This window comes from Vibrio sp. HI00D65, from assembly GCF_001635455.1.
Classification (GTDB): Bacteria; Pseudomonadota; Gammaproteobacteria; order Enterobacterales; family Vibrionaceae; genus Vibrio.
In genome coordinates this window covers 98,594-120,933 of the sequence record NZ_LWEH01000001.1, presented here as the reverse complement: position 1 = coordinate 120,933, position 22,340 = coordinate 98,594, and the positions used below count along the sequence as shown (strand labels likewise).

Genomic DNA, 22,340 nt, shown 5'->3' with positions numbered 1-22,340 from the left:
AACGGCTTAGAGCCTTACAAACCTAAGCCGAGGAAGTTACCACTTTTCGTAGTCAATTTCTGAATAAAATGATTGTGAGCTAGGTTGAAGGACCTACCATGAGGTGGGATCGCCTTCGCGTGTGAGCGGAAATAATGGTTCATCGGGCTTGGCGTAGCTTAGACGGCGTAGCCTTTGTGTCACGTGATAGCTGTCTAGCCCTGATATCGTGACTGTGTCTAAAGCCTCCAAATCCAAGTATCCATCGGGCATAAAGGCATTTTTTGGGGCGTGAAGCGTGACGACTTCGCCAATCAACATTTGGGTGTGATTGCTCGCTATCTGTATATGTTCTTTCAACTCCAACCCAATTTTCAAAGCACTTTCTAATACATACGGCGCTGAGAAGTCATCGTCATAATAAGGTGTCAGGCCGACCGACTCGAACTCAGATACTTCTTTAGGATATCGTGCAGAGGTTTGGTGAGCCTTCTTGAAAAAGTCAGCGCCAATGCTGTTGATCGTGAAGTGTTTGGTTTCGAGGATGTTGTCCAAGGTGTGGCGGCGTCTTTTACACGGGCGAACAATAAACCCGAATAACGGAGGGTGCGAGCCTAAATGTACCACCGAGCTTATCACGGCCAAATTTGCAGCTCCTTGGCTGTCACAGCTACCAATCAAATTTGCACTTTTGAATCCTGACAATGAGTTGACTAGACGAGTGCGTTCTCGTTGCTCCATGGCTTGAAGCTCGTTCTTTGACAGGGTGATGTCCTTCATACCTTTCTCTTCCTACTTGATTAAATGAACCTGCGTTTTTATGAACCTATATGTACGGATAGGGGCTTCTTATCGATCAGGAAAATTATCCGTTTCGTGAGCTACCATTACGTCTGCATGAAAGGCGAGTCTTTTGGGCTTATTGTTAACTGATTGGAAGGCGTTAAGTTGTGGAGTAGCAGCATGAAAGTACTACTCCGTTGTTGTTTTGTTAGACGCATCTATTGTGTCTTTAAACCGATCTAAAGTGCTGCATTTTGAATATCATCTAAAGCATCGCAATAGAAAGGTCCACTGAATTCTAATAGGGCTTGCGGCATTGCTACGGTTTCGGCCAAAACGTTGTGCTCATATAAAGAGACATTGACCGCAGCCTTCATCGATTTCATGTACTTCTGCTCTCCGCCAAAGATAATTACGGAAGGGAAGGCTAACGGATAAAAGCTTTCCAGTTCTGATTTTACTTCCATGACCATCTTGTACTTAATTTTGTTCATCTCGAATTTTAAGTATCCTGCGCAGGAGTCTACCTCTCTTTTCAGTGAAATATTGCCAATCGCCGGGTAGAAGATCAGGTCATAATTAGGAGAGATATAGCGGCCAGCCCACAGTTCAATATTAGAATTCCCAACTTTTGCGCCTGTAAACATGTAATAGAGTTCATCAGAAAGTCCCATGGTGTAGATCATTCCTGCGCTAGACTCTTTGTCGTACCATCCTTTATCAAGTTGAGCGTATCCGCTTCCAAATAGAGACTGCTCACCATCGTAGAAACTGTACTGAATCGGTGTACCGACGGTGTAAAGAAACCATTTACCCCCGACTCCCGGCAATTCAGGAATAATACCGAAAGGCGTTTGTCCCGGATTTCTGCCACGCCAATAATGAGCATGTTCGCCATCCCAACGCATCGAGAATTGAAAGTCTTCGAAAGTTACATTCAGCGTGTCTTTATTGGCGACGATAATCCCCGGTATTTCGTAATGGAACTCTTCCGAGTCGTCAAAACCACGGAGGATTAACTCATCACGAAAGATGTCGTATTTTACTGTCTTGCCGTTTACCGGTGTAAACGCGAGATGCACGTATGCCTTAGGTGTTGGGTCAGCAAAGTCAGGTGCGATGTAGGTTTGCAGGCTGACTTTAAAGTAGCCGACCTCTGGGACGGCGATATTGTAAAACCATTGTTCAGCCCAAGTTTGTTGAGATGATGGAGCATGAGGGCGTATATCCTCGAGTGTGGTAGTAAACCCTTGTGTTGCAAACAGGCAGCAACATGCTAGCCCTAAACGCAGTAGTTGGCAGAGGTTCATTGGAGTGATGTCCTTTTTTGGATCTCTTGGAAAAGCGAGTATCAGGCATAGAGCACAGTGCTATATGCCTGACGAGCCAATTATTTTCGGCAGATGCGAGCGTCAGTGAAGTAGAGCCCTGACTGACAAGTCGTTCCTGATTGGCAGTGGGCATCTTCTTTACAGTAACATTCGCCGCGCACGTTACACCCTGGTTTTAGATAATCTTCTAATGGTCTTTCACCACTTACACGCTCCCAAAATGGGTTGGTGAAGGTATCGAAAGGGTCCAGCTCCGCTTTGGCTTGCAAGAACTCAGGCCACATCAGGAAGCGAGAGGGCATGTCCTCAAAAATAGCGACTGAGTTTTTCCCCCAGTGTGGTCGCGCATCATATTTTCGTAGTGACATTTGCTCGATTTCTAGGTTCACGAAGTAGTTTTTAGGCTCTTTCTTCCCCTCTTTTCGCAGTGTGTATTCAATGCCGACGAAAGCGGTATCTCGTCCAGCGCTCATTCCTAAATAACTGTCGGAAGCTTTACCAAATCGGAAGTAAATACCATTGAGTGGGAAGCAAGTTCGCGGGTGTGCGTCGACGATCTGGCGGACATCATTGATCCAGTTTGGCAGACGCTCAATATCGATAGCGACTTCTTGAAGCGCGATAGGCAGGCGATCCCAAATACATTTGCTCGGGTCTTTGCACTCGAAGTACTGCATTTGGTCTGAATAGCCGATAGGCTTATCAACTCTCTTGCCGGTGATGCTGTCTCTGAAGTAGGATTTTGCTCGGCCATTGTAACGAGCGATGGCAGCAAGACACTGCAAACCAGTGCCAGGGAATTCGTGTGCAGCATTAAATAGTAGCCCGAAGAAAAACTCTTCCGCATCTGTGACATCGGCTTGTGCATTGTAGGCTTGGCCCTCTGTCTCGATTGGAACGGGGTTGTAAAGCGTTGTGGTGTAACGCCCTAAGCCGGGGAACCATGCAATGTTCGCTGAGTAGTTGTTGTGTGCAATATCCAGCACTACGTCTTCAAGGTCGGAATCATCTCGATAACCGGTGACTTCTGCTTTCACTTTAAAGGCATCTTCAAGCTTTAATGTCGCTTCAACCACTACGCCAAGCACACCGAGGTTGACTCTTGCAGCGTCCAGTAACTCGCCCTCAAGTACTCTGACTTCGCCTTGCCCATCAACAATTTTAAGCTGGGTAACGTAGTCAGCGAGCATGTTGCTTGGTCTATCTAATGTAGAGCCGTGTGTGCCACTGCCTAGCATGCCACCAACGGTAAAGATAGCTAACTCAGTCACCATGTTGATCGCGTAACCTTGCCCGCGTAAGAAGTCATTGAGGTCGTTGAACCGCATACCAGCTTCAACGGTGACGGTTTTATTTGTTGCATCGAAGTGAACGATCTTATTCATATTTTTCAGAGTGATTTGAACTTGGTCGTCCCCAGCACAAGCTGCATCGATTTGGCTGGCGAACTTGCGATTTCCCGTCATTACTTTTTTACCGCGTATCAGAGCGTCTTGGACGATGTTTTGTACTTCATCAATAGATCGTGGGTCGTAGACTGCTTCAGGGTGGCAAGTGTATGTTCCTTGATAGTTCGAAATCTCTCTTTCTGGTTCATTGGAATGAAGAGAGAAAGCTGTCGCCATTACGGCAGCAAGTAAAGCGTTACCAAGTACCATGGTTTTTATTTTCATTAAGACTTCCTTGTGGTTTAGTCGACGTTAATTTTTAAAGGTGTTTTTCTTCATCGAATGGATTAGCCAAATCTAGGCAGAATGTGTTGTTGAATGACATCTTGAATAGCGCTGCGATGACTTGATAAACGTGAACTGAAGAAGTCTCCAACGTCAGCTTTATAGGCATCGCCGGGTCTCGGGCCTATCTCTGCCACCCAGAGCGCATGATTTGTAGTCGCAAAGTTGAGCTGTGGATGTCCTAAGATAGCTAATGGGCCTTGTGCTAAGTTTTGCGCATTAAAGATCCAGACCTCTTTCCCATTTCCAATGCCGTTAGTAGGGTGACTGCGAACCACGGCTGTGAATATGTAGCCGTCGTCTTGAGAGGTGCTGTTAGGGCGAGCCATAAACTGAGGCGTTCGCATCACACAATCTGAGGGAAATTGATACGCATCGGCGAGATTCATCGAAAGGCAGTCCATGTGCACTAAAGCCGAGGGTTGGTCGGTTTGAGGTAATGAATCGTTGGTGAACCTTCTATTGGGGTAGTGCTCATACGCGTCTGCGACGCGCTTAATGACATGGTCTTTGCGATAGCCAACGGCAGCCCAATAAATATGTTCAAATTGCTCTGGGAACTGGAAGTGTCCACGGTACGCGGGATCATTCATATCCCAAAAAAGTTGATCGTCTCGTATCAGCCTGAAGTCTTCATGTATTTGTCGAACGGATTGTGACTGAACTTGGATCCTTGCGCGTACTAAGCCGCCGACATCAATGGGTGCTGCCGGGTAACCTGCCAATTGACTCGGAGTTCTTCCACCAAATAATCGCTTATCGCGTGTATATTGGGGCTCCGATTTGTCCATCGCTCCTAAGTATTGGCCATATAGAGTGATTTCGTTTTCATGGTCATCGTAATTAGACATGATGTCTGAGGTATCGAAATCCAGTTCTAGGTAGTCGGCAACCACATAATCGCGCTCGGGATTGAGATCTTTCTTGCGAATTATCCAAGTTGGAGTGCTGTGTTGCTGAGCATAAACCGACGATATACCAAGCATACGTAATGGCTCGACTTGCGCTGCAGTTTCAAATACGAGGATGTGGTGGCGCGTTACACCCAGCGAGTGAGCGGTTGCGGCGATAAAGGCGGGCTTACCGTTGCGACCAATAATGTTCCAGCCTTGTAAAGGGCTTTGCTTATCCCATTTAAGAATCCGAATAAATCCATTTTTAGTACCCGTGTTGGAAATGTTTCCACCGTAGTTAATGGTGAAACATTCATCCGACTCGAGATCAAAATATGGATGGCCTGTGGTACGTACTTGTGGAAACAGCCATTTGTCAGGAATAAAAGGGCTCATCCAAGGTGGAAGACTGCTCTGCCACTCATCATAGTGACCAATCGGCGTGATCAGGTCTAAGCTGAGCGCATCAAATTCGTAGGGAACCCCACCTTCGTAGCTGAGCGCGAATCGGTTGTCACCCAGGTAGTTGGGCGCGGTATTACAATAGTTGACGAATCCCATCGTCGGGCTGTAATAAGCCATACCACCAAGTAGTTTAAAGCTGTCATAGCCATAGGAGATATGCTGTTGCATGATGGCTGACGGGGTATCAATCATCTTACGTAAGAAAGAAACTTTGCTTGGCGAAAAGTCGAGACGGGTTAAAGCGCCGCGGCCGTTCGGACTCAGGTGGTCTGGCTCCAATGGTATTCCTTCAGAAAAAAACACATGGCCATGGATGTCAGCTGGCAACTCTCCACCAATAAGGTGCAAATCTCCTGAGGTTACGCTGCGTCCAGCCTGCATAATTGAGACCGGAAATGAGGAAGGGGTGTTGTCTTGGGAAGCCAAAAGTTGGCTTGGCACAAATGCAGCCCCGGCTACGCTTTTCAAAAATGTACGTCTTTTCATTGCTCTGATTTATATATTCATCTATGCATATAAAAAAAGTAGGTGAGTTTTATTGGCTAGAATGAGTAATGCACAAAACTATGAAAGAGTGCAAAGAAGTCGTGTAATTTGACATGTGAATTACAAGGATTAATATCAATAAGCTATTGATTTAAATGTTTTTAATTTCATTTTTCTTGCGTTTGGTTTGGCGATTTTTAACGGTGTGATTAGCCCTTATTTAGTTTCTAACGCCAATATTTGAAGAGAGGGTGCTTCTTTATGCGTGGCACCAATACTTTCTTTAGCGGTGTATTTAAAGGCTTGAGTTCAGTTAATTTGCTATTGCAGCCATTCGCTATTGAGCGATACCATATAGGGCTATTTCTTTGGAAAAGATGTGATTATGTCAGATGAAAAACTCGCACTAGAGTGGATGCGCCAACAGGCACACAAAGTAGACCCATACGTTATTAATCCATCGTTTGATGAGTGCGTTGAGCTGCTTGATCCTGCTTTTAAGAAGGGCAAGAGTGTTGCGCAGCTAAAGTATCTGTTATCAGAAGCGGATCGTAGGGCTGGCGCGGCGGAACGTAAGCATGCGGCTTTAAAATACGCCAAAGAGAAAAGCCCAAATGCTGGTCAAATCTTGCGACTGCAAAGCAAGCTGCAACAAGTTCAGTTGGCTCTCAAGCTTGCCACTGGCGACAACAACATGACCATATCCCAGTTCTGTGCGGAGTATGAAGTCTCTAAGCGTGATGGCAATACAGCATGGAATGAGAAGCTGGTAGAGCAGAATAAAAGAAGATAATAAAACAACAAGAGATACTTAAATGAGCCTTTTAAACGGGCTCATTTTCGTTGTGCGCTTGAGAAAACCTGTCAAGGATGAATATTATCGAGCTGACCGACTACGTTTACCTTTAAATTTATCTTGCTTCACAACATACAACTTCCATTTTAAGTGATTAAAGTGCTAGCTAATCAGATAAGTCACCTATTATTTTTTGGTTGTGCTCTAAATCGTGTTTTTGGTGAACTATTGGATTTATGTTTGTTTGCTTTAGGGCCCTCGGCTTCCAAGGCAAGTTTAAGAATACCAATTATACACTTTGTTATTTGATAATAAATTATCGTAAAACAATAATACCTTCTTGCTCTGAGTTTGATTTGCTTTTAGTATTTAACCTGTCAACTTAACAGGAACATTAACTATGCCTAACATCCAAAAACAAAGCCGACGTGTCCGCATGCTATTGCAGTCCTTTCTTGTACTTACTCCTATCATGGTGTGCTACTTTTGGTTGACCGTTGAAACCCCCTATGACTTTATAAGTTCGACAGGTATTTTTTATCTCACTTATGACATCGGGAGTTACACGATGTTGCCGCTTACTATGACAACAAGAATGGTGGCTGCGTTCACAAGCTTAGCGATGTCTAGCATCTTGATATATGCCCTAATGGTTCTGATACGTTTATTCCGTAACTATGAACGAGGCGAAATTTTTTCACTAGAAAATGCAATGTCTTACCAGAAGCTCGGGTATAGCTTGTTCTATTGGGTATTCGGCTCCGTTGTCTATGGTTCATTGATGTCAGTGATTTTGTCGTTCAATAATCCACCCGGAGAGCGTATCTTTGCGATTAGTTTTGAGGGAATGGATTTTTTGACCCTGATAGTAGGTATAATCATTTTAATCATCTCATGGGTGATGAAAGAAGGTTATATTCTGGCTGATGAGCACAGCCAAACGATTTAAAGGACTTGTCATGACTATCCGCATTAATTTAGACATTATGATGGCCAAGCGAAAAATGCGATTAAAGACATTGGCAAAAGAGGTAGGTATTACTGAAGCCAACTTGTCGGTGTTAAAGAATGGCAAGGCCAAAGCGGTAAGGTTATCGACACTAGACAAGTTGTGTGAAGTGTTAGAGTGCCAACCGGGTGACATATTGGAATTTGAAGCGAACGTTCATCAAGAGAGCGTAGCTGCTGAATAGCGAGTCAGTAAATCGTGTTCTCTCATGAAAACAATGAGTCTCGAAGTTATTCGAGACTCATTCACTCCAAATTAAACAGGCTCTCCTGCCTCGTCTTTTTCAACGATATCTTTTTCTAAACTCGCCTCTGCCAACCATTTTTTTATCGACGGACTATTCAACACTCGTTGTTGATACTGTTGGGCTCTATCCGAAAGTTGAATGCCGTAGGTTTCAACTCGCAGTGCTACAGGTGCAAACATCGCATCAGCAATCGACCATTCACCAAATAGCCAGCCCTCTGGGTATTGCTCCATTTGCTCTGACCAAATCGCATCGATGCGGGCGATATCTTTCTGGGCACCCTCACTCAAAACCAGTTTTCTTTTGGCTCGGCAGTTCATTGGTAATTCATTTCTGATGTTGAAAAAACCAGAATGCATTTCTGCCGAGATAGCTCGGGCTAAGGCGCGTTCAGCAACGGAAGTTGGCCATGCAGCACTGTCCAAATAGGCATCATTAACGTATTCGAGAATTGCGAGTGAATCCCACACTGCAACGTCACCATCAACTAGAGTCGGCACTTTTGCGGTGGGTGTAACTGAAGCCAGCGTGTCATAAAAATCTGGGGTGGATAGCTTAAGTTTGATGACGTCTGCGTTGAGGTTGCAGTGTTCGAATATTAGCCATGCGCGCAGTGACCAAGTGGAGTAGTTCTGATTAGCGATATAAAGCTGCATAAATGCTTCCTTGCGTCTGGTGTATGTGCATTTGAGCTTAAGGGATTGTATTACGGCGCACTAACGGATAATTTTGATGCAATACATTAATAAAAACGATGGGTAGTGATTACAGTATGGATATTGATGCGTTGCGAGGCTTTCTCGCGTTTGTGGAGACCAGCAGTTTTACACGTGCTGCAAAGCAGATTAATCGCACCCAATCGGCCTTTAGTGCTCAGATGCGCAAGTTAGAGGAAGAACTGAACGTCACCCTGTTTCAAAAGGAAGGGCGCAACCTGGTTTTGACTGAAGCGGGCTTGGCATTGCGTGCCCATGCTGAGCAGCTCGTCGCACTCCACAATACGGCATTGAAACAAGTGAAGCGTTATGAAGACAAACAGCCTCTACGATTAGGTTGCCCTGAAGACTATAACGACAGCATCTTGCCGAACGTGATTAAGCTGTTGCAGAACGCGGAACCCACGTGCTCCATTCAGATATTTAGCTTGCCGAGCATTACGCTTAGAGAGTGGCTTGATGATGGTCGGCTTGATGCTGCGATTGTGACCCGCGCTCCCGGTAGTGAAGAGGGATATTGGCTAACCAATGATGTGGGCGTTTGGATAAGCAGTCCTGATTTTGTGTTTGATGATTCTAAACCTGTCCCACTTGCTCTGTTCCAGACGGATTGTAAATATCATGCTGCGGCGGTGAATGGTTTAACTAAACAAGACACGCGATATCAGCTTTTGGCTTGTAGTAATACGGCTTCAGCGCAGCGTGCAATCGTCAAAGCGGGGTTAGCAATTGGTGCGATGGGCAAGCTCAGTGTCACGCCTGATTTGAAGATTCTCGACGATATGCCACCGTTACCTGCGGTAGACATCGTACTGTTGCTCGCGAGTAAGCATCATCCAGTATTGGACAAAGAGGTACTCAATCAGCTGGTTGAATTGGATTCTAATTAGCTCTTGCTCGGTGAGATGCATTGAGTTCGAGAGCGAACAATAAATAGAAAGGCCGAGAACATTGCGTTTCTCGGCCTTGTTTTTATGGAAGAGAGCGAATTATGAGAGCTTAAATTTACTCAGTTCTCCGTGTAAATCTCCGGCTTTTACTGTCAGCTCATTACTGATTTCTACCGAGGATGTCATGGTGTCCATCACTTCCACGGCGGTGTCGTTAATGATGACGACATTACGGTTAATCTCTTCAGATACTGAACTTTGCTCTTCAGCTGCAGAAGCGATTTGATTGTTCATGTCGTTGATGACTTCAATGGCTTGGTTAATCTCAGACAGCGCCAAATGAGCGGCTTGAGTTTCGCCTTTGGTATCATTCGCTTGCTTTTGACTTTGCTCCATCAAGACCACGATAGATTGGGTCTCTTGCTCTAGGCGAGCTAGCATCGAACGGATCTCTTCGGTCGAACCTTGAGTACGGTTTGCTAGGTTACGTACTTCATCGGCCACCACGGCAAAGCCTCGTCCTGCTTCGCCTGCGCGGGCAGCTTCAATGGCAGCATTCAGAGCAAGCAAGTTAGTTTGTTCTGCAATACCACCAATCTCGCTCAAAATGCCTTGAATCGCAGTGCTCGAATCGACCAAGTTTTGCGTTTGTTGCTGCGCATCATTCACCTGAACCGCTAAGCTATCCACCGCGCTTGCAGCATTGTCCATGCGTGTCATGCCGTTAAGGCTATTACTTTGTACTTGGCTAGCAGCGGCAGCGGCTTGCACGGCTGAGTTTGCCACCTCTTGCGCAGTTGCACTCATTTCATTGATTGCAGTGGCGAGTGAATTCACTTCGTTTACTTGGGCGTTCAACTGGTCACGAGATACCTCTGCACGCGCTTGGCCTTCAGTCGCGTTTTTATCGACTTGGTCTGCTGTCGCCATTACAGTAAGTAGCATCTCTTGTATACGAGATAGGAAGGTATTAAACCAGTGAGCCAGTTGTGCGGTCTCATCTTTCCCTTTTACTTCGATGCGGTAGGTTAAATCGCCTTCGCCTTGTGCGGCATCTTTGAATCGCTCGACCAAGTTATTGAGAACTTTGCCCAGAGAGTTGGCGATCAATGCCATCGATATGATGCCTAGAAGAACGGCGACGATCCCCGCCCACACACCTTTTTCAAGCGCTTTCGAATTCTGTTCATCACTCCACTGGGTGTACTCGTCGACACTTTTTGCAAGGTGACTACTGGGAACCGACACCATGACTACCCACGGTGCGTCGCTGGTCTCGATAGCCGTTATGGCGTACTCTTCACCACCAAACGTCACCAGCCCAGCCCCAGACTGTTTCGCGATAGACTGAACACGCGACCACTCTTTTTCTAGCGCTGGTGAGACTTTCTTACCCACCATATTTCCAGCACTGCTGTTGGCTAGGGTAATGCCTTTCCATGAAGTGATGAGGATTCTACCTTGTCCGTCGAATAGCTGACGAGCAAGACCTTCACTCTGGCTTTGCAGTTCATGAAGTGACAAATCGAAGCCAAGTGAGCCGATGATCTTACCGTTCTGTTTGATTGGCTGGCTGATAGTAGTAATAAGTTCTTGCTTACCACGAACCGGATAGAAGTACGGTTCCATTACGAATGTTTTACCGGTTTGATAAGGCATTAAGTGCCAGTCGTCTTTGCGTTCGCCATTACTGTTTAACTCGGTATTGCTGAAGCTCTCCATTGCGACCGCATCAAAGCTGTTTTGGTCATTGGGAGAGAAGAAAGGGGCAAGATAGCCCTGACTATTAAAGCCTAATTCACTGTCCAAGCTGATCTCGCCATTGAGATCGGTTTGTCGTGGCCAAGTTTTGTTTTCCCACACCATGTAGCCGGCAAATACGGCTTTGTTTTGTGCTTCTAGTGCGGCAGTGAACTGTTTAACGATGAGGTCTGCGCTAGCGTCAGTTTCTGAACTTAACTCTATGATTGAACGTGCTTGTGTTAAGTTGGCGAGTACCGGGTTAAGTTGGTTGGAAATGTTCAACCCTTGCTGAAGTGCCGTATTCTGTAAATCGGTTGTCGTAGCGTCGGTTAACTGGAGTTTTACTTTCTCTGTGACTTGTTTGTTCACATCAGTAAAAGCGCTAGTGGTCATGCCCATTGCGATCAACAGGGTGAAAGCCATCGCTCCGCCTGCACTCACCGCAATTCGCGTTCGTATACTGTTAAACATATGATCTCTCTAGCTAAATAGTGTTAGTTTTGCAGAGATTTTAAACAAGATAAGTGAACGGAAAATGCAAAAAAATGAACACAAAAAGAATAGGGAGATCAAAAATATAAACAAGATTGCATAATGTGCAGTTTTGGCCTTGGTCGCAACGCTTAGAGAACGATCAAAATCATCATTTAGCAATTGCTAACTTTCTGTATTTATTAGTTTTAATGATACCTAAGTGAGTTCAATATTTTAGTAAGGCAGCGATTCTTCTTTTCGAGTTTGTGACCGCGAGTCTATTACTCATTATATGACGAGGGTCACAATTAATTTTATCTACCCTAGTGGATGACCACTCTTTTTATAAGTAATTTGAAGAGGGAATGCGTTGTCTTAGCTTGCCCGTGTTGTTTTGCTTTGTTTCTTCGGTGGCCTAACGTGGCGCGACAAAATACGACTTCGTTCTTGTTTCACTTCCGTAAGCTTTCTCCATGACCATAAACGCACTCGTGCCTCTTTAGCGCTAGCTTCGAGATCGATGACTGGATTAAGGTAAGGGGAATCTGGTTCAAGCTCATGCATCATGACTTCCATTGGCGTCATCTTCCAAGGCTCAAACAGAAGTGGAGTGGGTATGTCTGAGAGTTCTGGTACCCATTTTCGGATGAAGTCCCCATCAGAATCGTGTTCTTGGGCTTGCTTTGTTGGGTTGTAAATACGGATGGTGTTGATGCCCGTTACCCCAGCTTGCATTTGAAACTGTGGATAATGAATGCCGGGTTCAAAATCGAGGAACAGCCGGGCTAAATGAGTGACACCATCACGCCAGTCCATGTTCATATGGTGAGTGAGAAAGCTCACCAGCATTGAGCGCATGCGGAAATTAATGTACCCCGTATGATGCAGGCAGCGCATACAGGCATCGACCAATGGCACCCCTGTAACCCCCATCTTCCATGCTTGAAGAAGTGTAGAATCTTTTACCGTTTCTTTTTGTAAGAGCGCTTCATAGGCGTGATTGATACAGCGATATTCCATCGCGCATTCCGATTCAAATTTCTGCATGAAATGACAGTGCCAGTGGAGCCTTGAGGAGAGCGCAATCAAGCTGCGACGAAATCCCGCGACCTGCCAGTGCCCCAATAGGTGTTGATAAACCTCACGCAGCGATATGTTACCCCAAGCCAAATATGGAGATAGACGTGTACAGGCATGTCGCGAGGCTTCAGGACTTGAGATGCTGCGGTAGTAATCTCGACCACGGCGCTCAAAGAAGTCGTGTAACGTTTCCCATGCCAGTGCACTTCCGCCCGTTTGTATACCGTTAACTTTGGTTAACCATGCTTCTAGAGGTTCCATAGCGAGTTCAAGCTCTTCAGCATCAAGGGTATGTAGTGATTCTGCAGTTAATTCACTTTCTTCGATGGGAGCACGCATCACACTGTTCCAATGTTTGTCCCAACCGACTCTATCTTTCGACCCTCTCACGACAGCGCCCTGTGCGAACTCTTGCCATGGGATGTTGTGCTCTTTAAGCCAAGCAGAAAGTTGCATGTCGCGCTCAAAAGTGCAATTTAACCCTATCTCTTGATGAGAGAAGAGTTTTTTTATGTGGTAACGAGATTGGATTGCTTTGAAGCAGTCCACCGCACTGCCATGAAGTATTGAGACCTGATGTCCATACTCTTTCAGCGACTGGTTCATGCATTGCAGCGACTGCCAAACAAACCGCCAATGTCGCTCAGAATAGTGGTCATTGTTTAGCAGCATGGGTTCGAAAATGTAGAGCAAAATCGTTGGGTATCGAGCTGATAAAGCGTGTTGTAAAGGTGCGTGGTCGGTGAGCCTTAAATCGCGCTTTAGCCACACTACGTTAATTGTTTGCATCTGAGCCCTCTTTCGTTTTGGAGCATTACGAGTCAGAGGGCAAAATGTCTCACTGGAATTGAATTTTATTTTCGATAATGAAAGGGCTGGCTATGAGCACCTGTGTTCATTATAAGAGAATGCCTAAGCTTTTTAGTTTTCGATAAATCGTATTACGGCTGATGCCAAGTATGCGTGAAGTTTTGCTGATATTGCCTTGGTTGGCTAGATAGGTTTGCAACAAGGCTTCTTCAACGGTGCTTCTTAAATCAGCATTTGGCTTACCTTCGATGATACGAGAAGCAGTAACCTGATGATGGCTATCTTGAGCTAAACAGGTGAGGTGTTGAGTAAGATGGTTAGGCAAATGCTCAAGAGTGAGTTGTGGTTCGTCACTTGCCAGTAAAGTGGCGACTTTTAGTAAGTTATCTAACTCGCGGATATTGCCCGGCCAAGAATAGGCGCACAATAAACTCATCAGGTGCGGGCAAATTGACTGCTCAGCCTCGGCGTATTTACGATGAATGTGTTCGATTAAGGCATGCTTATCTTGTCGCTGTTGCAAGCTTGGCAAGGTAAAGGCTAAGCCATTGAGTCTGTAATACAGGTCTTGCCTAAATTCACCGGTTGCGACTAACTGCTCGAGGTTTTTGTGAGTCGCGGCGATGATCTGGCAATCGACTTGGTAGCTTTGATTGGAACCAACTGGCACCACGGATTTGTCTTGCAGAACATGCAGTAGTCGGCACTGAGCCTCTAACGGCATATCAGCTATTTCATCCAAGAATAAGATCCCTTTGTCTGCTTGACGGATCTTCCCTTGAAAACCTTGTTTGTTTGCGCCAGTAAAAGCCCCCGGTGCGTAACCAAACAGTTCAGATTCGATAAGATCTTTAGGCAGCGCACCACAATTTACCGCTACTAGGGGCGATGATTTACGCTGGCTTTGCTTGTGTAACGCCTTAACAAACTCGCCCTTGCCGACGCCTGTTTCACCAAGGATTAATAGGCTGATGCCTTTGTCGATAACCTTATTGGCCTGCTGCCAAGCGTGTTCTATCTGTTGTTCACCATGGTGTAAATCACACGATGTGGAAAGAGAGCGTGTGTGCTTGGCTGTTGGGCGCTTTAGATGCTGTTTTTCAAACACAAAGGAGGCATCTATTGAAGTTCGGTTGAAGAGGGTATCGATACTTTCACCGACGATCGAGGTTTGATCCAATAGTTGAGAGGCGACCTGATTGTGCGCGACCACCTCTCCAGCTTCATTGGCTATTACAATCCCTTGCCAACCACTGTGAAGTAGCGATTTCTCACACGCGAGATCAATACGAGTCGTGCCTTGTGGGATATTGCTTAACAACTGATTCTCAATAAGCTGAACCATGTTTTGAACGAGCAGCTGTACCGAACTGTCGTGTTGTTGCTGCTCACTGGTAATGTCCAGTATGCCAACCATGTGCCCTTGGTGATCAAATACAGGGCTCGCTGAACAGCTGATAAACCTATGCTGGTGGATGAAGTGCTGTTCACCAATGATAGTCACGGGTTTAGCTTCTACAATCGCCGTGCCGATGGCGTTGGTGCCTTTGAGTTGTTCCTGCCAACACGCACCAGAGCTGAGTGCAATCGAAGTCAGTTTTTCCCTAAACCGCTCTTGTCCCCAACTAGCCAGAATCACCCCTTCAATGTCGGTCAAGATCAAACGACTGTCGGTACGTGCAAACATCTGGTTGAACAGAGGCAGTGCATTGCGCTCGATGATTTGAATCAAGTTCGATGACTGATGACGTCGCTGCTTAAGAATCGACTGTGGTAGGCGAATATCTTCGGGAAGTCGTCTCTGTTTTAGTCCCGCTTCTGTGCTGCGGTGCCAAGAAGATGAAAGCCAATCTGAGGTGTTTGCTTGTTGAAGGTGCATGACTGTTCCATGTTGTAACAGTGAAGGTGTACCAAATTGGAACAGTTGAACATTGGATTGGTTTCTATACGGCCGTTCAATGCCAACTCACTTTGGTTTGTAAATGTTTGGTAATCATAGTTTTACAACTCATTAACAACAAGCTTTGAGGTTATGGCGTGTGATTTGCGTTGTTCTTGTTGTGAAGAAAGTAAGAATTATTAGTGTTTTAAACAGAAAGCATAAACATGGGCGTCTTATTATGAGTTCTCTTCGCAGGAGAAGTCGCCAAAAAAAGACAGCTCTCGCTCAATAACGAACAACAAATCTAAGAAGGATCTAACTATGATTTACGCACAGCCGGGTAGTGACAATGCAGTGGTGAACTTTAAAGCTCAATACGATAACTTTATCGGTGGCGAGTGGGTGAAGCCTGTCAGCGGCGAGTATTTTGATAATACTTCACCAGTGAATGGTCAGGTGTATTGCCAAGTGGCGCGCTCAACTGAGGCCGATATTAGCTTAGCACTCGATGCAGCACATGCAGCTCGTGCAACTTGGGCAGCCACTAATGTGACAGAGCGTTCTAACATCCTACTTAAAATTGCTGACCGTATCGAAGCGAATCTAGAAGAGATCGCGGTTGCTGAGACATGGGAAAATGGCAAACCAGTTCGTGAAACTCTGGCAGCAGATATCCCGTTAGTTGTCGATCACTTCCGTTACTTTGCGGGTTGTATTCGAGCGCAAGAAGGCAGTGCAGCCGAGCTCGATTCAAACACGGCAAGCTACCATTTCCCAGAGCCAATTGGCGTAGTCGGTCAGATCATTCCTTGGAACTTCCCGATTCTAATGGCAGCTTGGAAACTAGCACCAGCATTGGCGGCAGGTTGTTGTGTAGTGATGAAGCCTGCCGAGCAAACACCAACGTCTATTTTGGTTATGATGGAGAAGATCGCCGACCTTCTGCCTGCTGGCGTAGTCAACATCGTTAATGGTTTCGGTAGTGAAGCGGGGCAAGCCCTAGCGACTAGTGATCGTATTGCTAAGTTAGCATTTACTGGTTCAACTGAGGTTGGTCATCATATTCTAAAATGTGCGGCTGAAAGCTTGATTCCTTCAACGGTAGAACTGGGCGGTAAGTCTCCAAACATCTACTTCCCGGATATCTTTGATCATGAAGACGAATACCTAGATAAGTGTGTTGAAGGTATGCTTCTGGCGTTCTTTAACCAAGGTGAAGTGTGTACTTGTCCTTCGCGTGTGCTGATTCATGAATCGGTATACGACCAGTTCGTTGCGAAAGTGGTCGAGCGTGCTCAAACCATCAAACAAGGTAACCCACTAGATACCGATACCCAGGTTGGCGCACAAGCCTCTCAAGAGCAGTTTGATAAGATTCTTAGCTATTTAGAGATTGGCCGTCAAGAGGGGGCGAAAGTCCTGACTGGTGGTGAGATTGCGCAGCAGCCAGACGATCTCGGTAATGGTTACTACATTCAACCAACCATGCTCGAAGGCAATAATAAGATGCGTGTCTTCCAAGAAGAGATCTTTGGCCCAGTTATCGCGGTGACTACCTTTAAAGATGAAGCGGAAGCGTTAGAGATTGCCAACGATACCGAATATGGTTTGGGTGCAGGTGTATGGACGCGTGATGCCAACCTTGCTTACCGCATGGGTCGTAATATCGAAGCGGGCCGTATCTGGGTTAACTGTTACCATGCTTACCCAGCACATGCAGCGTTTGGTGGTTACAAGAAATCGGGCATTGGTCGTGAGACACATAAGATGATGCTCGATCATTACCAAAACACCAAAAACCTACTGATCAGCTACGATACGAATCCGCTAGGCTTTTTCTGATTACACTAAAATGGATTCAGGGGACTATTTGGACTCAGTACAAAGCGCCGTATCAACGGCGCTTATTCCCATTTTATTGCCCCGATCTTGAATGCTCTGACTCACTTTTTTGCAGTGTAATCGAGTCGAGTTCACCTAAATGTTTTACAAACAATTCGAGAAGTTTGGGCTGTCTAGGGTGGTATGCACTCAGTAGTACCATCTTCCGGTTGTATTTCTTGTTGGTTATTGGTGTGATGGTGATGTGTTCATCAAAGAGTTCCAAACCAGGCCAAACTGGAACAATTGATACTCCAACCTCTTCCACCACCAGTTGAGCAATCGCCTCAAGGGAATCCAGGTCAAAAATGGTATTCTTAGTCATCCCCGTGTCGTTCATGAATCGTTCCGACATCTGCCCGCCCCAACAGGTAGGGTCATATCTAATATAAGCGTTGTTTTTCAGTATACTTGCAATAGACCCTTGAATCGTTTTGCTATGAATTAATGCAAGAGGCTCATTTCTCAGTTCTCTACATCGTAATGTTTTTGGGATAGCTGAGGGAGGTGCAACGATAATCGCGGCATCAAGGTCGCCATTGATAAGGCTCCGATTTAAGTCGATAGAATTCCCAGGAATGATATGAAACTTAGCCTGCGGTGCAACTTCGCGAATGGACTTGAGAGTCGATGGGATAAACGCGGTTAATGACGTTGAGTTAGCTCCCACTCTTAACGTGCCATCTAATCCCGACCCTTGCGCAACTTCGATAAGATCACGAGTCTCCCTGATAATCGATTTTGCTTTGGGGACAACCGCCAAACAGGCATACGTGGCCTGAACAGTACTTCCTGCTCGTCTAAACAGCTTACAGTTAAACTCGCTTTCTAACGTTTGAATCCTTTGACTGATAGCTGCTGGTGTTATGCCTTGGGCACGAGCTGCAGCGGCTATTGACCCTTCCTCTACGACTGCGACAAGGCTTTCAAGAAATCGACTGTCCATAGGTTTCCTTACGAATGAATATATGAAAAATTAGTTTTTCTACTTTTATGTGGTGAGTAAACTAACTACAACTGCGGCTTAAGTCTAGAGTCGATGTCACTTTAAAAGGAAGCTTAAATGAATTTTGATTTGTGGTTTGCGTTTTTGATGGCGTGCATTGTTTTAGCTGTTTCTCCTGGTGCAGGGGCCGTGAATATGATGTCAATAACAATGAAATACGGCTTTCGCCGAAGCGTGATTTCAAACCTTGGGTTACAAGTTGGGAATATGTTCAATATTGCGATAGTTGGTGTTGGGCTTGGTGCTGTTCTTGCCCAGTCAGAGGTTGCGTTTAACGCTATAAAGTGGGTCGGGGCACTCTACTTAATTTATTTAGGTATCAAGAAGTTTACCGAGACGGTGGATAATACAGATTACAAAGAACACCAGCAGAAAGTAAGTGGCTTGAAAATGTTTTGTCAGTCAGTGATTGTCAACGTTACCAATCCTAAAAGTATTGTTTTTCTTGTTGCTCTTTTGCCCCAGTTTATTGTGTCAAGCAGTCCCCATGTAGAGCAGATACTAGTGCTAGGTAGTACTTTACTTACCGTCGATATGCTTGTGATGTTTGGTTATGCACTATTAGCCAGTCGTTTGACCGGATTGGTTAAGAATCGCCGTCATATGATTGTGCAAAACCGTATTTTCGGCAGTGTATTTATTGGGACAGGCAGTTTATTAGCGTTGGCTGGGCGAAGCTAATATGGGCTTCAAAGGATATGATGAGTTTATTGATTTACTTAACTCAGATATTGCCTCTTTGAAAGCGCCTATTAATGGCGCTTTTTTCATGGTGTAAACTTCTCGAACAAACTTTTTATTATTCGCTTTTGGAAAAGAAGACTTCTGGCTTATGAGTAGGCCCTGAATTGCCTTCGAGTTGAGTCAGTTCCAAACCTTGTTTGCCGACCAAAGAAGCGACCATCTGACGGTTGAACGGGTAGTTCTCAGCGTTGTTGATGAACTCTTCTACATCTACCCATTTGGCTTCCGCTATTTCATCCGTGTCTTGAATCGCAATCTCTTGAGTTTGAGCGATAAGGTGGCAAACAAAGTAGAGGTTCGATTTGCCAAACTGATATGGGTGGCGCGTTGCCATGCCAACTACCGATACAAACTCTGCTTTGATGCCAGTCTCTTCAATGGTCTCTCTAACCACAGACTCTTCAATACTTTCGCCTAGTTCAATGTGGCCGCCAGGTAATTTATAGCCCGTCATACCATGTTCTTTGATAATCAGTACTTGGTTGTGTTCATTGGTGATCAATGCGCCAGCACCCAAGGTGTGAGTGGGAATAAAAGGCACAAATTCAACAATCTCGGATTTGTGAATCAGCGTAATTTCGTCCTCTAGGCAGTTGTGGAACACAAAACCAAGTTCAGTCGCTACAGGGATAAGGTGTGATAATGCAATTGGTAAGCTGATCCAAATGATGCCTTTGTTGTTTTGCTTTGAAAATTCGGTGATCTTGTTGAGCTCAGCATGGAATGAGTCAACATCATATGTGACTGTTGCTGGATTGATGATGATGCCGTTAAATTTATCGAGCGTAAATTCCACAGATGATCCTTTATGGTTTTGATTTATTAAATGTCGAGAATTTGGTCAGCTTATATCATCTTAGGTGTCGATAACACTCTAATCATTAAAGGATATGTACGAGGTAACCCCACGCCTTAGTAAATACAATCATAAGTTGAGTGTTATTGTTAAAATAGTAAATTAAGTGTCCTTACTCTTTATTTTAGCGATCGCTTAGGAAGTCAATCAATAACCTTAAATCCCTTTTCTACTAAAAAACTGTGCCTGCCAATGGCATTTCCCCCTTATTTAAATGAGTTTTATGTAAATATAATAAGTAAGCCTCTCTTTATAAATGATAGTTATTTGCATTTATTTGCAATACAAGGAAATATACGCAACTCAAATGAGAATCGTTTACATTATTATTACTATATTCATTTGTTTTTTATTAGATATTACTTATTTATGGATAAAGGTTGGACCTATGACGTTAAAAGTATCTAAGCTAGCATTTAGTGTGTGTTTATCATTAAGTTCCTTTACTGTATTAGGGGAAGCTATTGACCCTGATAAATTAGAAGTAATGGTGGTGACGGCTGGAAAGGTAGCCGAAGAATCACAAAAGTCCCCGATCAGCATTTCAGTGTTATCGGATTACGATGTTGAAAGAGCGGGTATCGAAAACACGTTTGATATTGTAAAAAGAACCCCAAATGTCTCCATGATTAAAGCAGGTAACCCTTCCGATGCGAGTTTTCTTTCTATGAGAGGAATTACCCCCACCATGGAAGGCTCACAATCTGTACTGTTTTTAATTGATGGTGTCATGTATCAAACGTTTGACACAGAATTACTCGATGTTGAACGTATTGAAGTATTGCGTGGGCCACAAGGTACCCTATATGGACGGAATGCCTCATCAGGTGTTATTAGCATCCATACAAAGGATCCTGACTTTTTCACTGAAGGTAGCGCCGGGTTAACCTACGGAAGTTATAACCAAAAGAAGAGCACTCTTATTTCGGGCGGTGCTATTGCGGATAGCGATGAGTGGGCATACCGTGCTGCGATTCAATATTCGAAGGATGACGGCTATTTTACAAGGGACTATGACGGTAAAGACGACGTTAATAACGTAAAAGACTTTAATGGTCGATTAAAAGTTCGTTGGGTACCCGTTGATCAGTCATGGGATGTAATTGCAACTGTCGATGCCCAAAATCGTAAAAATGGCAATATGTCATTCGCTACACTAGACCAGATTAATCAAGATAGCCATAAAGTCTACTCCAACTTAGAGGGGCAAGCGAAAGCTGATATCTTGACTGGTTCAATTCGTGCAAATTATGCTGCAGATAATTTCGATTTTACGTCTATTACGGCTTATACCAAAGAGGATAAAGTTGATAATCAAGATTTAGACTTTACTCAAGTTGATAACCAAGAACTGTTTATTGATTCAGACTTCTCTCGCATGACACAAGAGTTCCGATTGAGTTCTGATCAAAATGATGCCGTTCGTTGGGTGAGTGGTCTGTACTTCTTTGATGAAACTGCCAAAAATGACATTGATATGCGTATGAAAAATGCCGGTATGTTTAATAAAACTAAAACAAAGTCAAAAGTAGGAAATTATGCTGTATTTGGCAATGTTAATTATCGATTCTCTGAAAAATGGGAAGCGATTGCTGGTTTACGTTATGACTATCAGAAAGTTCAGTTTGATTATCTTGACCTTTGGAATATGTATGCCCCAAGTTCAAATGGTTCAGATGAGGCTAGTTTTAATGAGTGGTTGCCTAAAGCTGGTCTAAATTACTACGCCACCCCCGACATTATGATGTTTGCGAGCATCGCGCGCGGTTATAAAAGTGGTGGGTTTAATATGCTAACCCCGCCAACTATTTCACCAAAGTATGATCCTGAATACACAATAAACTATGAATTAGGAATGAAGAGTGAATGGTTAGATAATCGTATTCGCTTTAATTCGTCAGTATTCTTGATCGATTGGAAAGATCAACAAGTTGAACAGCAGGCTTACCCTAAGTCCTTTACCCAAAATGCAGGGGGCACCGTTAGTAAGGGCGCTGAATTTGAGTTGTCATGGTTAATTCAGCCTGGTTTAACGACTTGGGTTAACGGTGGATTTAATGATGCAAGCTTTGATGATTTTGTTAGCAAGGATTACGACATGAATGGTGGCTTCGCCGGTCAACATGATTATAGCGGTAATCGCCCAGCCAACTCCCCTAAATATACTTATAGCCTAGGTGTGGATTATAACTTCTTAGAAAACTACTTTATTTACACTGATTATAACGTAACGGGTGATTTTTATTTCGATAGTGCTAACACGACTAAACAAGATGCTTATGGCGTTCTGAACTTAAGGGGTGGTTACACAAGTGATAATATTGACCTGATTCTTTGGGCGAAAAATGTATTAGATAAAGAATACCTGACACGTGCCTTCCCTATGGGGGATGGACCAAATGAAAAATGGTACGGCCGCTCTGGTGACCCAGCGACAATTGGTGCCACTGTCAATCTAAAATGGTAGTTCTCCAATAATATACTCCCCCTCTGTTTGAGGGGGATAACTACAAATTATTCGTGTAGGAAAAAAATA

17 protein-coding genes are annotated in these 22,340 nt (G+C 44.6%); 7 read left to right on the top strand and 10 right to left on the bottom strand.

Annotation, left to right across the window (positions count from 1 at the left end; genetic code table 11):
• Positions 1-93 precede the first annotated feature (93 nt).
• The 4 genes from A3712_RS00480 to A3712_RS00465 all read right to left on the bottom strand — a co-directional run bounded on the left by A3712_RS00480 (position 94) and on the right by A3712_RS00465 (position 5,670).
• Positions 94-759 carry a flavin reductase family protein gene (locus A3712_RS00480; protein ID WP_063521802.1) on the bottom strand — a complete coding sequence of 222 codons (666 nt, stop codon included), beginning with the start codon at positions 757-759 and terminating at the stop codon, positions 94-96.
• Positions 760-1,001: 242 nt separating this feature from the next.
• Positions 1,002-2,072: a hypothetical protein gene (locus A3712_RS00475; protein ID WP_063521801.1), complete on the bottom strand. Its 1,071-nt coding sequence runs from the start codon at positions 2,070-2,072 to the stop codon at positions 1,002-1,004.
• An 80-nt stretch (positions 2,073-2,152) separates the two neighbouring features.
• Positions 2,153-3,766, bottom strand: a complete 1,614-nt coding sequence (locus A3712_RS00470; protein WP_063521800.1) for an FAD-binding protein — start codon at positions 3,764-3,766, stop codon at positions 2,153-2,155.
• A 62-nt stretch (positions 3,767-3,828) separates the two neighbouring features.
• Positions 3,829-5,670: a carotenoid oxygenase family protein gene (locus tag A3712_RS00465; protein WP_063521799.1), complete on the bottom strand. Its 1,842-nt coding sequence runs from the start codon at positions 5,668-5,670 to the stop codon at positions 3,829-3,831.
• A 385-nt stretch (positions 5,671-6,055) separates the two neighbouring features.
• Here A3712_RS00465 and A3712_RS00460 point away from each other — a divergent pair, with 385 nt between their 5' ends.
• The 3 genes from A3712_RS00460 to A3712_RS00450 all read left to right on the top strand — a co-directional run bounded on the left by A3712_RS00460 (position 6,056) and on the right by A3712_RS00450 (position 7,659).
• A complete protein-coding gene (locus A3712_RS00460; protein WP_004737521.1) occupies positions 6,056-6,463 on the top strand; it encodes a hypothetical protein in 408 nt (135 codons plus the stop codon).
• Positions 6,464-6,866: 403 nt separating this feature from the next.
• Positions 6,867-7,415, top strand: coding sequence for a DUF2975 domain-containing protein (locus A3712_RS00455; RefSeq protein WP_004737522.1), 549 nt, complete (start codon positions 6,867-6,869; stop codon positions 7,413-7,415).
• 10 nt (positions 7,416-7,425) lie between these two features.
• The gene (locus tag A3712_RS00450) at positions 7,426-7,659 is read left to right on the top strand and encodes a helix-turn-helix domain-containing protein (protein ID WP_004737523.1); all 234 of its coding nucleotides are present in this window, start codon (positions 7,426-7,428) and stop codon (positions 7,657-7,659) included.
• Between the two features lie 71 nt (positions 7,660-7,730).
• Here the strand turns inward: A3712_RS00450 and A3712_RS00445 are convergent, their stop codons facing one another.
• Complete coding sequence (locus A3712_RS00445) at positions 7,731-8,378, bottom strand: glutathione S-transferase family protein (RefSeq protein WP_004737524.1); 648 nt, start codon at positions 8,376-8,378, stop codon at positions 7,731-7,733.
• Between the two features lie 98 nt (positions 8,379-8,476).
• Between A3712_RS00445 and A3712_RS00440 the strand changes: the two genes are divergently transcribed.
• Positions 8,477-9,328: a LysR family transcriptional regulator gene (locus tag A3712_RS00440; protein ID WP_032554014.1), complete on the top strand. Its 852-nt coding sequence runs from the start codon at positions 8,477-8,479 to the stop codon at positions 9,326-9,328.
• Between the two features lie 99 nt (positions 9,329-9,427).
• Here A3712_RS00440 and A3712_RS00435 read toward each other — a convergent pair whose 3' ends face one another.
• From A3712_RS00435 to A3712_RS00425, 3 genes are all read right to left on the bottom strand, one after another.
• On the bottom strand, positions 9,428-11,542 hold the full coding sequence (locus tag A3712_RS00435) for a methyl-accepting chemotaxis protein (protein WP_063521798.1): 2,115 nt from the start codon (positions 11,540-11,542) through the stop codon (positions 9,428-9,430).
• A 378-nt stretch (positions 11,543-11,920) separates the two neighbouring features.
• Entirely contained in the window at positions 11,921-13,414 is a 1,494-nt protein-coding gene (locus A3712_RS00430) for a cryptochrome/deoxyribodipyrimidine photo-lyase family protein (protein ID WP_063521797.1), read from the bottom strand.
• Between the two features lie 109 nt (positions 13,415-13,523).
• Complete coding sequence (locus tag A3712_RS00425) at positions 13,524-15,314, bottom strand: sigma-54-dependent Fis family transcriptional regulator (protein WP_063521796.1); 1,791 nt, start codon at positions 15,312-15,314, stop codon at positions 13,524-13,526.
• 324 nt (positions 15,315-15,638) lie between these two features.
• On the opposite strand from A3712_RS00425, the gene exaC reads away from it, so the two are divergent.
• Complete coding sequence (exaC, locus tag A3712_RS00420) at positions 15,639-17,159, top strand: acetaldehyde dehydrogenase ExaC (protein WP_063521795.1); 1,521 nt, start codon at positions 15,639-15,641, stop codon at positions 17,157-17,159.
• A 73-nt stretch (positions 17,160-17,232) separates the two neighbouring features.
• On the opposite strand, the gene A3712_RS00415 is transcribed toward exaC, so the two are convergent.
• Positions 17,233-18,144 carry a LysR family transcriptional regulator gene (locus tag A3712_RS00415; RefSeq protein ID WP_063521794.1) on the bottom strand — a complete coding sequence of 304 codons (912 nt, stop codon included), beginning with the start codon at positions 18,142-18,144 and terminating at the stop codon, positions 17,233-17,235.
• Between the two features lie 117 nt (positions 18,145-18,261).
• On the opposite strand from A3712_RS00415, the gene rhtB reads away from it, so the two are divergent.
• Positions 18,262-18,885, top strand: coding sequence for a homoserine/homoserine lactone efflux protein (rhtB, locus tag A3712_RS00410; protein ID WP_063521793.1), 624 nt, complete (start codon positions 18,262-18,264; stop codon positions 18,883-18,885).
• Positions 18,886-19,003: 118 nt separating this feature from the next.
• Here the strand turns inward: rhtB and A3712_RS00405 are convergent, their stop codons facing one another.
• A complete protein-coding gene (locus A3712_RS00405; RefSeq protein ID WP_063521792.1) occupies positions 19,004-19,744 on the bottom strand; it encodes an NUDIX hydrolase in 741 nt (246 codons plus the stop codon).
• Positions 19,745-20,192: 448 nt separating this feature from the next.
• Here A3712_RS00405 and A3712_RS00400 point away from each other — a divergent pair, with 448 nt between their 5' ends.
• Positions 20,193-22,271 carry a TonB-dependent receptor gene (locus tag A3712_RS00400; RefSeq protein WP_197465780.1) on the top strand — a complete coding sequence of 693 codons (2,079 nt, stop codon included), beginning with the start codon at positions 20,193-20,195 and terminating at the stop codon, positions 22,269-22,271.
• Positions 22,272-22,340 lie beyond the last annotated feature (69 nt).

Excerpts from the sequence above, each read along its gene's own strand:
- A3712_RS00480 (WP_063521802.1), bottom strand. The coding sequence starts at position 759 with ATGAAGGACATCACCCTGTCAAAGAACGAGCTTCAAGCCATGGAGCAA.
- A3712_RS00475 (WP_063521801.1), bottom strand. The coding sequence starts at position 2,072 with ATGAACCTCTGCCAACTACTGCGTTTAGGGCTAGCATGTTGCTGCCTG.
- A3712_RS00470 (WP_063521800.1), bottom strand. The coding sequence starts at position 3,766 with ATGAAAATAAAAACCATGGTACTTGGTAACGCTTTACTTGCTGCCGTA.
- A3712_RS00465 (WP_063521799.1), bottom strand. The coding sequence starts at position 5,670 with ATGAAAAGACGTACATTTTTGAAAAGCGTAGCCGGGGCTGCATTTGTG.
- A3712_RS00460 (WP_004737521.1), top strand. The coding sequence starts at position 6,056 with ATGTCAGATGAAAAACTCGCACTAGAGTGGATGCGCCAACAGGCACAC.
- A3712_RS00455 (WP_004737522.1), top strand. The coding sequence starts at position 6,867 with ATGCCTAACATCCAAAAACAAAGCCGACGTGTCCGCATGCTATTGCAG.
- A3712_RS00450 (WP_004737523.1), top strand. The coding sequence starts at position 7,426 with ATGACTATCCGCATTAATTTAGACATTATGATGGCCAAGCGAAAAATG.
- A3712_RS00445 (WP_004737524.1), bottom strand. The coding sequence starts at position 8,378 with ATGCAGCTTTATATCGCTAATCAGAACTACTCCACTTGGTCACTGCGC.
- A3712_RS00440 (WP_032554014.1), top strand. The coding sequence starts at position 8,477 with ATGGGTAGTGATTACAGTATGGATATTGATGCGTTGCGAGGCTTTCTC.
- A3712_RS00435 (WP_063521798.1), bottom strand. The coding sequence starts at position 11,542 with ATGTTTAACAGTATACGAACGCGAATTGCGGTGAGTGCAGGCGGAGCG.
- A3712_RS00430 (WP_063521797.1), bottom strand. The coding sequence starts at position 13,414 with ATGCAAACAATTAACGTAGTGTGGCTAAAGCGCGATTTAAGGCTCACC.
- A3712_RS00425 (WP_063521796.1), bottom strand. The coding sequence starts at position 15,314 with ATGCACCTTCAACAAGCAAACACCTCAGATTGGCTTTCATCTTCTTGG.
- exaC (WP_063521795.1), top strand. The coding sequence starts at position 15,639 with ATGATTTACGCACAGCCGGGTAGTGACAATGCAGTGGTGAACTTTAAA.
- A3712_RS00415 (WP_063521794.1), bottom strand. The coding sequence starts at position 18,144 with ATGGACAGTCGATTTCTTGAAAGCCTTGTCGCAGTCGTAGAGGAAGGG.
- rhtB (WP_063521793.1), top strand. The coding sequence starts at position 18,262 with ATGAATTTTGATTTGTGGTTTGCGTTTTTGATGGCGTGCATTGTTTTA.
- A3712_RS00400 (WP_197465780.1), top strand. The coding sequence starts at position 20,193 with ATGACGTTAAAAGTATCTAAGCTAGCATTTAGTGTGTGTTTATCATTA.